This window comes from Bradyrhizobium sp. UFLA03-84 (assembly GCF_002289535.1).
GTDB classification, from domain to species: Bacteria; Pseudomonadota; Alphaproteobacteria; order Rhizobiales; family Xanthobacteraceae; genus Bradyrhizobium; species Bradyrhizobium viridifuturi.
Genome location: NZ_NSJY01000013.1, coordinates 1,637,699 through 1,647,399, shown reverse-complemented (window position 1 = coordinate 1,647,399; position 9,701 = coordinate 1,637,699). Strand labels below are relative to the sequence as shown.

At 64.3% G+C, this 9,701-nt stretch carries 7 protein-coding genes; 4 read left to right on the top strand and 3 right to left on the bottom strand.

Annotated elements, in window-relative coordinates; genetic code table 11:
• Positions 1-77: 77 nt before the first annotated feature.
• Entirely contained in the window at positions 78-872 is a 795-nt protein-coding gene (locus tag CK489_RS41790) for an ImuA family protein (protein ID WP_050626234.1), read from the bottom strand.
• Between the two features lie 168 nt (positions 873-1,040).
• Here CK489_RS41790 and CK489_RS21740 point away from each other — a divergent pair, with 168 nt between their 5' ends.
• The 3 genes from CK489_RS21740 (at position 1,041) to CK489_RS21730 (ending at position 5,948) form a co-directional block, all read left to right on the top strand.
• Positions 1,041-2,276, top strand: a complete 1,236-nt coding sequence (locus CK489_RS21740) for a putative DNA modification/repair radical SAM protein (protein ID WP_095733631.1) — start codon at positions 1,041-1,043, stop codon at positions 2,274-2,276.
• Positions 2,276-3,727 carry a UdgX family uracil-DNA binding protein gene (locus tag CK489_RS21735; RefSeq protein WP_095733630.1) on the top strand — a complete coding sequence of 484 codons (1,452 nt, stop codon included), beginning with the start codon at positions 2,276-2,278 and terminating at the stop codon, positions 3,725-3,727. The genes CK489_RS21740 and CK489_RS21735 overlap by 1 nt, the downstream gene beginning before the upstream one ends.
• A 598-nt stretch (positions 3,728-4,325) precedes the next feature.
• Positions 4,326-5,948, top strand: a complete 1,623-nt coding sequence (locus CK489_RS21730; RefSeq protein WP_050626231.1) for an inorganic phosphate transporter — start codon at positions 4,326-4,328, stop codon at positions 5,946-5,948.
• 196 nt (positions 5,949-6,144) lie between these two features.
• On the opposite strand, the gene CK489_RS21725 is transcribed toward CK489_RS21730, so the two are convergent.
• Entirely contained in the window at positions 6,145-7,059 is a 915-nt protein-coding gene (locus tag CK489_RS21725) for a LysR family transcriptional regulator (protein WP_095733629.1), read from the bottom strand.
• Positions 7,060-7,195: 136 nt separating this feature from the next.
• Between CK489_RS21725 and CK489_RS21720 the strand changes: the two genes are divergently transcribed.
• The gene (locus CK489_RS21720; RefSeq protein WP_095733628.1) at positions 7,196-8,377 is read left to right on the top strand and encodes a cytochrome P450; all 1,182 of its coding nucleotides are present in this window, start codon (positions 7,196-7,198) and stop codon (positions 8,375-8,377) included.
• A 3-nt stretch (positions 8,378-8,380) separates the two neighbouring features.
• Here CK489_RS21720 and CK489_RS21715 read toward each other — a convergent pair whose 3' ends face one another.
• Positions 8,381-9,553, bottom strand: a complete 1,173-nt coding sequence (locus tag CK489_RS21715; RefSeq protein WP_050626229.1) for a M20 aminoacylase family protein — start codon at positions 9,551-9,553, stop codon at positions 8,381-8,383.
• Between the last annotated feature and the right edge of the window lie 148 nt (positions 9,554-9,701).

Sequence of the window (9,701 nt, the reverse complement as noted above, 5' to 3'; positions counted from 1 at the left end):
CACCCCAACCCTCCCCCGCAAGCGGGAGAGGGAGCCCTGCCACCTCCCGTGTGTCAGTTGGCACAACGTTGTGCGCATCAGCTTGCGAGGCGATGTCCTGCGCGAGCTTGCGCTTGATGCGGTCGATGGGCAGGCGTGGCAGCCACAGGCTGAGGATACGCCGACGGTTCACTGAATTGGCACTCATCACATTTCCATTCCATGATCCATCGCCCGACCGGGCCATGACGATTGCGCACGAGTTCGGCCTCGACGCGCGGCGCGCCCCAAGGGCTCGCGGCATTGCCGGGTGGCGAATGCGCCGCGCGCACGATCCAGCGCGTCTCCGCGGTCGAGGGGATCGGAGTTGCCGCGATCCGCAGCACCAGCGCAGTGACGCCGGAGGCTTGCGCAGCCAATGTCAGCTTGCGGCTGGCGACGAGATCGAGCTGGCGCGCCTGGCCCCAGACCTCGAGCACCACGGCGCCGAGCGCATCGCAGGCCAACGCATCGGCCGCGGTGCGCAGAGCGCCGTCGACATCGGCGGCGCGCACCGTGACCAAGAGGCGCGGATCGAGGCCTAGCTCGGCAAGCCCGTGCATCGACAGCGCGCCGTTCTCGCGATCGGAAAAATCCTGCCGCACCCACACCAGCGGCTTGCGCGCCGATATGAGGCCGGCGAGCCCTGCGATGAAGCCGGTCGCAGCACCACTTTGATGGCCAGCGGCGAACACCTCATGCAGCGCGGCCGGCGCAAGTCCGCCGCGCAGCATCGCGTCCGCGCTCGCGTGGCCGAGCGCGATGCGGTTCGGCATCGCCGCCTCCGATGGCGCCTCGATGCGCGCGATGCTGCCGCGCAGAGACGCAAGCGTACCCGTGCGTGCGCCATTCATATGCGCCGCTCCTTCAACTTGAAAATTTGAGGCCGTCACTGCCTGAACAGAGAACCAGCGACTGGCTCAATTGTTCATGGTATGTTCTAATATAAAGCTAACAGACCCTGATGAGTCAATCGGATTGCGGACTTTTCTGATTCATTAGCAAAATCAAAAGGATTCACGATGGACGTGCAACGCAAGCTGGAGATCCTGGCGGATGCCGCGAAATACGACGCCTCCTGCGCGTCCTCGGGTACCGAGCAGCGGGATTCCAGCGACGGCAAGGGCCTCGGCTCGACCGCGCCAGGCATGGGCATCTGCCATTCCTACGCCCCGGACGGCCGCTGCATTTCACTGCTGAAGGTGCTGCTCACCAACGCCTGCAACTACGACTGCCTGTATTGCGTCAACCGCGCCTCCTCTAACGTGCCGCGTGCCCGCTTCACTGTCGACGAGGTGGTGAAACTGACGCTCGACTTCTACCGCCGCAACTACATCGAGGGACTGTTCCTCTCTTCCGGCATCATCCGCAGCGCCGACTACACCATGGAGCAAGTAGTCGCCGTCGCGCGCAAGCTGCGCGAGGAGCATCGCTTCCGCGGCTACATCCATCTGAAGACCATTCCGGAAGCCGACGACGCGCTGATTGCGGAAGCCGGCAGATATGCCGATCGCCTCTCCATCAACATCGAGATGCCGGAGGAGACCAGTCTCGCCAAGCTTGCGCCGGAGAAGGACGTCCGCGCGATCCGCCGCACGATGGGACGACTACGGCTGAAGCTCGACGAAGCCGCGGAAAAGCCTGCGACAAAAGCAAGGCCTGCCCGCTTTGCACCGGCCGGCCAGAGCACACAGATGATCGTGGGCGCAGATAGCGCAAGCGATCGGACCATCCTCAAGACCAGCGCCAACCTCTATGGCGCCTACCGGCTCAAGCGTGTCTATTACTCGGCATTCAGCCCGATCCCCGATGCCAGCCGCGCCCTGCCGCTGATCGCGCCGCCGCTGGTGCGCGAGCACAGGCTCTACCAAGCCGACTGGCTGATGCGGTTCTACGGTTTCGATGTCGGCGAGATCGTCGATGGACACGAAAGCGGCATGCTTCCGCTCGACATCGATCCGAAGCTCGCTTGGGCGCTACGCCACCGCGAGCGCTTTCCGCTCGACGTCTCCAGCGCCAGCCGCGAGGAATTGCTGCGCGTACCGGGCTTCGGCCGCAAGGCGGTCGACCGCATCATCGCGACACGCCGCGTCACCTCGATCCGCGTGGCCGATCTGGCGCGGCTGCACATCCCCAGGAACAAGGCGCTGCCGTTCATCGTTCTCAGCGACCATCGCCCGTCGGCACGCCTGCTCGATGCGGCCGGATTGGTAGAGCGGTTCAAGCCGAAGGCGACGCAACTCGGATTTGGGTTTTGATGCACACCATCATCCTCGACAGCGAAACCGACTTCAACGGTTGGCGACAAGCCGCACGGCGGCTGGCGCTGAACGAGGTGAAGCCGCAGGAAGTGACATGGACCGTGCGCAACGCCGAGCCGGAATTGTTTGCGGCGACGGAAGCTGACCATTTGCCCGATGTGCCGGAAGGCACCTTCAATGTACCGGCCAAATTCGTCGAGCTGGCGAAAGCGGCGATCCTGCATCGCAACTCCGAACGCTTCGCCCGGCTCTATCGCCTGCTGTGGCGGCTACGCAACCATCATGACCTCCTCAACGTCGCCACCGATCCCGATGTCGCCGAAATCAACGCGATGGCGCGTGCGGTGCATCGCGACGAACATAAAATGTATGCCTTCGTCCGCTTCCGCGAGGTCGGCCGCGTGAATACGCATTTCGTCGCCTGGTTCGAACCGGAGCATCATATTGTCGAGCTTGCTGCACCATTCTTCGCCAAGCGCTTTGCCGACATGCCCTGGTCGATCCTGACGCCCGACGTCTGCGCGCATTGGGACGGCCACGCGATCTCGATCACGCCGGGCGTCGCCAAATCCGAGGCGCCCGGCGAGGACCGGCTGGAGGAAACCTGGCGAAGCTATTACGCGGCGATCTTCAATCCGGCGCGGCTGAAGGTGAAAGCGATGCAGACCGAGATGCCGCAGAAATACTGGAGGAACCTGCCGGAGGCCTCGCTGATTAAGCCATTGATCGCGAGCGCGGAACGAACCGCCGTCGCGATGATCGCGAACGAGGCAACTGAACCGCACAAGCCGCAGAAGCGGCTGGATGAGCCGATGGCCCGCAAGCAAGCCCAGGATGCACGAGCCCACGACACCATCGCCGCCTTGCGCGACGAGGCCGCCGATTGCCGCGCCTGCCCGCTGTGGCAGGACGCGACGCAAACCGTGTTCGGCGAAGGGCCGCAAGGCGCGACGCTGATGCTGGTCGGCGAGCAGCCCGGCGACAAGGAGGATCTCGCCGGCCACCCCTTCGTCGGACCGGCCGGACAGATGCTCGATCGCGCGCTTGAGGACGCCGGCATCGATCGCGCCAGCGTCTACATCACCAATGCGGTGAAGCACTTCAAATTCGTGCAGCGCGGCAAGGTCCGGCTGCACCAGAAGCCGAACACAGCGGAGATCCGCGCCTGCCGGCAGTGGTACGCGCGCGAACTCGCCGCCATCAAGCCGGAGCTCGTGGTGGCGCTCGGCGCCACCGCAGCGCACAGCGTGCTTGGCAAGATCACCCCGATCAACAAGAACCGCGGCCACCTGATCGACCACGACGGAACCAAGGTGCTCGTCACCGTGCATCCGTCCTATCTGTTGCGGCTGCCCGACGAGAAAGCCAAGGCGCTGGAATATCAGCGCTTTATCGACGACCTGAAAATCGCCGCAGATCAGCTGCGCAATGCAGTCCGCGCAGCCTGAGTTCCACAAAATCAGTGGAACCGGAGTAACCACACTTCAACGTGAAATTGCTTCTAAACGCTGACAAATACCTACAACCTTTAATTGATCCGTGGTACTGTGACGTGTTCCGCAGGTATCGGGCGTCATGTTCACGCCATGACGTACCTTGAGGCGGGCGCGCTGCGCGGTTTGCTAGCCCCAATCGTGCGGCGCGCCACCTCATCATTCCACCCCATCCTGCTCCCTCGCTGCTTCCCACTCCGCGTCCCTTCCCGCGCTTCTCACCATCCGCGACCATACCGGCGACGTTTCCGGATTTCCGGTCGACAGAAATCCTGCCGTCAAGTACCCGCCGGCGAATTGCGCGGTCAGTGTGACTTCACCTGCACACAGTCTTGCCTTGCGAAACAAGTGCGGGCCTCTTCGCGGTCATCACTGACCTTCTGTTGCTGAAGATTGCCACGACGTCGCGAAGGCGCGTGAGCCTTCAATGCGTTGCACAAATATTCGGCTCGATCTCCGCCGGCCACGGATCACCGGCGCAATTCACGGCCGGATTTCAATTGCCTGTCACATGCATCGATCAAAATCGGCGGCATTGGGACAGGAGTTTACCATGAGCGATATGGCGTTACCCGGCTCGATCGAGCCCGCCCTGAAAAAGGGCCCGGATCTCGACAAGGGCTTCCACCCTATGACCGGAATTATCTATATGGGCGTGGTCGCGGCCGCGCTGCTGTTCGTTGCCTACAGCATTTATTCCGACGTCGACGCCACCGGCACGCGCGTCACGTCGTTCCTGCCCTACATCATGCTGTTTGTGGCGCTGCTGATCGCGCTCGGCTTCGAATTCGTCAACGGCTTCCATGACACCGCGAACGCGGTCGCCACGGTGATCTACACCCGCTCGCTGCCGGCGCATGTCGCCGTGGTGTGGTCGGGCATGTTCAACCTGTTCGGCGTCCTGCTCTCGAGTGGCGCCGTCGCGTTCGGCATCGTATCGCTGCTCCCGGTCGAGCTGATCCTGCAGGTCGGATCGAGCGCCGGCTTTGCGATGGTGTTCGCGCTGCTGATCGCCGCCATCCTCTGGAATCTAGGCACCTGGTGGCTCGGCCTGCCGGCCTCGAGCTCGCACACCCTGATCGGATCGATCATGGGCGTCGGCATCACCAACGCGCTGCTCCGCGGCCGTGACGGCACCTCGGGCGTTGACTGGACGCAGGCCGCCGGCATTGCCAAGGCGCTGCTGCTGTCGCCGCTGTTCGGCTTCGTGCTCGCGGCCGGCCTCCTCTACATCCTCAAGGCCGTACTGGCGCGCGCGACGCCGGCACTGTTCGGCGAGCCGGTCGGCAACCAGCCGCCGCCGTGGTGGATCCGTGGCATCCTGATCCTGACCTGCACGCTGGTCAGCTTCTTCCACGGCTCCAACGACGGCCAGAAGGGCATGGGCCTGATCATGCTGATACTGATCGGCACCGTGCCGACCGCCTATGCGCTGAACCGCGCGCTGCCGGCGAGCCAGATCGAGCACTTCGCCGCGCACTCGACCGCGGCCAGCAAGGTCATCGAAGGCAAGGCCGCCGGCTACAACGTGATCGGCAATCCGCGGCCGGCCGTGACCAACTATGTCGCGGAGCACCAGATCAACGAGGGCACCTATCCATCGCTGGCGGTGCTGGTGCGCGACATCGGCAAACAGGTTGCCGAGTACGGATCGCTGGCCAAATTCCCGGCTGACGCGGTCGGCAACACCCGTAACGACATGTACCTGGCGTCCGAGGCGATCCGCTTCCTGATGAAGGACAAGGAGGCCGAACTGACTGCCGCCGACGTCGCCACGCTGAACGAGTACAAGGGCTCGCTCGATGCCGCGACCAAGTTCATCCCGAGCTGGGTAAAGTTCGCCGTCGCCATTGCGCTCGGCCTCGGCACCATGGTCGGCTGGAAGCGCATCGTCGTCACCGTCGGCGAGAAGATCGGCAAGACCCATCTGACCTACGCGCAGGGCGCCTGCGCCGAGATCACGGCGGCAGCGACGATCGCGGCGGCCGATGGTTACGGCCTGCCGGTCTCGACCACGCATGTGCTGTCATCAGGCATCGCGGGCACAATGGCCGCCAACGGCTCCGGCCTGCAATGGTCGACCATCCGCAACATCGCGATGGCCTGGGTGCTGACCCTGCCGGCCGCGATGATCCTCTCGGGCATCCTTTACTACGTGTTCTACCACGTGTTCTGATGCGACATGGCTTCGGCGCGACCTGCGCCGGACAAAAGGCCCGCACCGTTGGTGCGGGCCTTTTGCTTTGAGATTTTCCGTCATTGCGAGGAGCGAAGCGACGAAGCAATCCACGCCTCCGCAAGGGTGAGAGGGATTGCTTCGCTCGCAATGACGAACGAGCTGGAAGCGTGTGACGAGGATTGTTCAGACGGCATCAGCCTTTCGCGGCGTAAGCCTTGGCGATCCCGGCCAGCAGGCCGCGCGCCCATTTGTGCAGGCCTGACTTGGCCGTCCTTGCGCTCCAGTACATGTCGATCGAGATCGGAACGCGGAACGGCAGCGCAGCGACATGCAGGGCGCCGCGCATTGCCCGCGCCAGATGATACGGGATGGTCGCGACCAGGCCGGTGCCCACGATGATACGCGCCAGACTGTCGTGGTTCGGCAGGCTGACGACGGGCTCGATCTCGACGTTCCTCGCCTTCAGCGCCTCGAGGTAGAGCGGCTGCCACTCGCCGCTGTGGGTGATGAAGACGTGCTCGGCCTTCGCATAGGCCGACAGCGCGATCCGGCCGCGCGCCAACGGATTGGTCCGATCCATCACGCAGACATAATGATCAGTGAGGACATGGCGCCGAAAGACGTTTTCGCCGACAACCCCGACTGGACCAAGCACGATGTCGCATTGGTTCTGCTTGAGATGGACGTCGCCATGACCCGCGGCATCGAGCAGGACAAGCCGGACCCTTGGGGCTCCCGCACGCAGCCGTGCGCTGAACTGCGGCATCAAGGTCTGGCGTTCGTGGTAGTTGCAGGAGATCGTGATGGTCCCCTGCGCCGTCGCCGGATCGAACTCGACCGGCGAGGCGAGCCCGTCGATCTCGCCGATCATGTCCCGCGCCCAGCCGACCAGCGCCGCGCAGCGCCCGGTGGCGGTCACGCCATTGCCGCTCCGAACGAACAGCGGATCATTGAGCGCGCCGCGCAGCCGCTCGATCGCATAGCTGATGGTGGACTGGTTGACGTCGAGGCGCTTGGCGGCCGTGGAGAACGACTGCAGGTCGTAGACCAGCACGAGCGTCCGCAAGGTCCCGATGTCGATCGGATCGATCGAGGAATTGGCCGCCACGCTGCACCTCCCGCATTGCCGGCAACCAGCCTAGCACAAGGCCATGTAATATTTCGATTGCCTATATCGATCCCATCGAATTGAGCGATCATCCCCGCAGGCGCTAGCCTCCCCAAAAAGCGCTCCGGGAGGACCAATGACCAGCGCCGTGCCCGTCGTCACCGACATCGCGTATCAGGATCTGCTCGATGACCCCTATCCGGTCTTCCGTCGCCTGCGCGAGATGGCGCCGGCGGTTTATGTCGAACCCGCGAAGCTGACGCTGGTGACGCGCTTCGACGACATCGTGCGGATCGAGCGCGATCCCGCGACCTACTCGGCCGACAATCCCTCTTCGCTGGTCAACAAGGTGATGGGGCCGACCTTCATGCGCAAGGACGGCGCCGAGCATGCGACCGGCCGCAAGGCGATCGAGCCCTCGTTCCGCCCGGCCACGATCAAGGAGCATTGGGCGCCGAAATTCACCGCGATCGCGCAAGCGCTGATCGATGACCTGTCGGCGGCCGACGAGGCCGATCTGTTCGGCGCGCTTGCCGCGCCGATGGCCTCGCTCAGCCTGATGGCGATGATCGGATTCCGGGACATGCAGTGGCAGACATTGGCCGACTGGTCGCAGGCGCTAATCGACGGTGCCGGCAATTACGCCGCCGATGCCGAGGTCGAGCGCAAGGCGATGCAGGCGAGCGCCGATGTCGATGCCGCGATCGACGCGGTGCTCGACGATCACCGCAGCAACCCGAATCCCTCGATCCTGTCGTCGATGATCAATGCCGACCCGCCGATGCCGATCGAGGGCATCCGCGCCAACATCAAGGTGATCATCGGCGGCGGGCTGAACGAGCCGCGCGATGCGATCCTGACCCTTGTGCTTGGTCTGCTGCAAGACCCGGCGCAAAAGGACAGCGTGCGGGCGAAGCCGGAGCTATGGCCGGCTGCGCTCGAGGAAGCGGTGCGCTGGATCTCGCCGATCGGCATGTATCCACGCCGCGTCACCCGCGACATCGATCTTTCCGGCACGACGCTGCCCGAGGGCCTTCAGATCGGGCTCTGCGTCGGCGCGGCGAACCGCGACGCCAACCGCTTCGCCGAGCCGGATCGCTTCGACGTGACGCGGCCGAAGCAATCGCATCTGGCGTTCGGCGCCGGGCCGCATTTCTGCGCCGGCACCTGGGTGTCGCGGCTCACCGTCGGCAAGATCGTGGTGCCGATGCTGTTCGATCGCCTGCGCAATCTGCGCCTCCGCGAGGAGGCGCCGCCCGTTGTTCGCGGCTGGGTGTTCCGCGGGCCGGTATCGCTGCCGGTCCGATGGGACGCGTGAGACTCACGCCGCCAGCGCGTCCTCCACGATCTTCACGAAGTACGACGTTCCGAAGACGATCGCCTCATCGTTGAAATTGTAGGCGGGGTGGTGCAGGCCCGCGCTGTCGCCGTTGCCGCAGAAGATGAAGGCGCCGGGCCGCGCTTCCAGCATGTACGAGAAATCCTCGCCGCCCATCAGCGGCGGCATCGTGTGCACGTTGCCGTCGCCGGCCACTTCCTTGGCGATACGGGTCGCGAATTCGGTCTGCGAGGCGTGATTGACGGTGACCGGATAGCCGCGCTTGTAGTCGAGATCGATCCGGGCGCCGGTCAGCTGGGCGACGCCCTTGACCACTTCGCCGATGCGCTTCTCGATCAGTTGCCGGACCTCCGGGGTCAGCGTGCGGACGGTGCCGCGCAACACCGCGGTCTGCGGAATCACGTTACGGGCATTGCCGGCGTGGAATTCGCAGATCGAGATCACGGCGGAATCGAGCGGATCGACGCTGCGCGACACGATCGACTGCAGCGCGGTGATCAGTTGCGCGCCGACCATCACCGAATCGATGCATTTGTGCGGCCGTGCGGCGTGGCCGCCGAGCCCCTCGATGTTGATATTGACCTCGTCGGTGGACGCCATGATCGGGCCGGAGCGGATCGCGAACGAGCCGATCGGAATCCCCGGACCGTTGTGCATGCCGTAGACCTGCTGGACGCCGAAGCGGTCCATCAAGCCGTCCTTGATCATGGCGGCAGCGCCAGCCCCACCCTCCTCGGCCGGCTGGAAGATCACGACCGCATCGCCGGCGAAATTGCGCGTCTCGGCGAGATAGCGTGCCGCGCCGAGCAGCATCGCGGTGTGGCCGTCATGGCCGCAGGCGTGCATCTTGCCTGGCGTCTTCGAGGCATAAGGCAGGTTGGTTTCCTCGTGGATCGGCAGCGCATCCATGTCGGCGCGCAGGCCGATCACCTTGACGTCGCCCTTGGCTGCGCCCTTCTTGCCCTTGATGACCCCGACCACGCCGGTCTTGCCGAGCCCGGTCACGACCTCGTCGCAGCCGAATTCCCGCAGCCGGTCCGCCACGAATGATGCAGTGCGGTGCACATCATAAAGCAGCTCGGGGTGTTCATGGATGTTGCGGCGCCAGGCCTGGATATCGGGTTGCAGATCGGCGACGCGGTTGACGATGGGCATGAGAATTCTGGCCTCGGAGGTTGAGCTTCAGTGCCTCTCTAGCATGCAAGAGCCGGTCCACCCAACAGATGTGGCATGCCGCCCGCTGGGGCCCGCATTCGCAAACGGGATACGACACGGTCCCCGGACACGCGTGACTTTGCACCAG

Coding starts and splice junctions, on each gene's coding strand:
- CK489_RS21735 (WP_095733630.1), top strand. CDS start 2,276: ATGCACACCATCATCCTCGACAGCGAAACCGACTTCAACGGTTGGCGA.
- CK489_RS21730 (WP_050626231.1), top strand. CDS start 4,326: ATGAGCGATATGGCGTTACCCGGCTCGATCGAGCCCGCCCTGAAAAAG.
- CK489_RS41790 (WP_050626234.1), bottom strand. CDS start 872: ATGAATGGCGCACGCACGGGTACGCTTGCGTCTCTGCGCGGCAGCATC.
- CK489_RS21715 (WP_050626229.1), bottom strand. CDS start 9,553: ATGCCCATCGTCAACCGCGTCGCCGATCTGCAACCCGATATCCAGGCC.
- CK489_RS21740 (WP_095733631.1), top strand. CDS start 1,041: ATGGACGTGCAACGCAAGCTGGAGATCCTGGCGGATGCCGCGAAATAC.
- CK489_RS21720 (WP_095733628.1), top strand. CDS start 7,196: ATGACCAGCGCCGTGCCCGTCGTCACCGACATCGCGTATCAGGATCTG.